Source organism: Bradyrhizobium sp. LeoB3, assembly GCF_055456055.1.
Genome location: NZ_JBVBEF010000306.1, coordinates 1 through 1,045, shown reverse-complemented (window position 1 = coordinate 1,045; position 1,045 = coordinate 1). Strand labels below are relative to the sequence as shown.

Annotated in this window: 1 protein-coding gene; it reads left to right on the top strand. The window is 60.5% G+C overall.

Annotation, left to right across the window (positions count from 1 at the left end; genetic code table 11):
• Nucleotides 1-90 precede the first annotated feature (90 nt).
• Nucleotides 91-1,030, top strand: a protein-coding gene (locus tag ACZXDY_RS46020) for an IS630 family transposase (RefSeq protein ID WP_433994517.1) whose coding sequence is annotated in 2 segments (ribosomal slippage) — nt 91-426 and nt 428-1,030 — 939 coding nt in all. Because the reading frame shifts where the segments join, the coding sequence is not laid out codon by codon here.
• Nucleotides 1,031-1,045: the final 15 nt, after the last annotated feature.

Here is a 1,045-nt window from a genome sequence, read left to right as displayed (position 1 = left end):
AGCGGGATGGGGTTAAGTTGAATCGATTTGGGATTCCCAAATCAGTGAGTTTCTGATTCACCATGCTGGCTGGGCAGGAGGCCAGCATGGATGGGCAAGCCTTACTCTCTGGATCTTCGCAAGCGCGTGGTGGCCGCGATCGAGGGCGGGATGTCCCGCAATCAGGCGGCCAAGCAGTTTGGGGTTGCGATCAGCACGGCAATCGGTTGGATGCAGCGGGTCGATGAGACCGGCAGCGTTGCTCCGGGCCAGATGGGCGGTCACAAGCCGAAAGCGGTTTCGGGAGACCACGCGGTCTGGCTGTCGCAACGGATCAAGGACGGCGATTTCACCATACGTGGGCTCGTTGCCGAGCTTGCCGGGCGCGGCCTGAAGGTCGACTACCACTCGGTGTGGGACTTCGTGCACGCCGAGAAGCTCAGCTTCAAAAAAAAGCGTGGTGGCTGGCGAACGCGATCGTCCCGACGTGGCACGGCGGCGAGCCCAGTGGACAAAGTATCAAGATCGCGTCGAAGCTGAACGGCTGGTCTTCATCGACGAGACCTGGACCAGGACCGACATGGCTCCCCTGCGGGGATGGGCGCCGCGCGGGCGCAGACTCCCCGCCAAGGTTCCACATGGCCGCTGGAAGACCATGACCTTCCTGGCGGCCTTGCGCCATGACCGGATCGATGCGCCATGGTTCATCGAAGGACCGATCGATGGCGCGAGCTTTCGGACCTATGTCGAGAAAGTTCTCCTGCCCACCCTTCGCCCCGGCGATATCGTGGTCATGGACAATCTCGGCAGCCACAAGGGCAAGGTCGTGCGCCAGCTCATTCGCTCTGCCGGCGCCAAACTGTTCTTCCTGCCGAAATACTCGCCCGACCTGAACCCGATCGAACAGGTCTTTGCCAAGCTCAAACATCTGCTCCGAAAGGCGGCCGCCCGAACTGTCGACACCGTCTGCACCGCCATCGGTGAAGCCTTGCCAGCATTCACCTCTGAAGAATGCGCGAACTATCTCGAAAATTCAGGTTATCGAACCTAATGCCATCACGCTTTA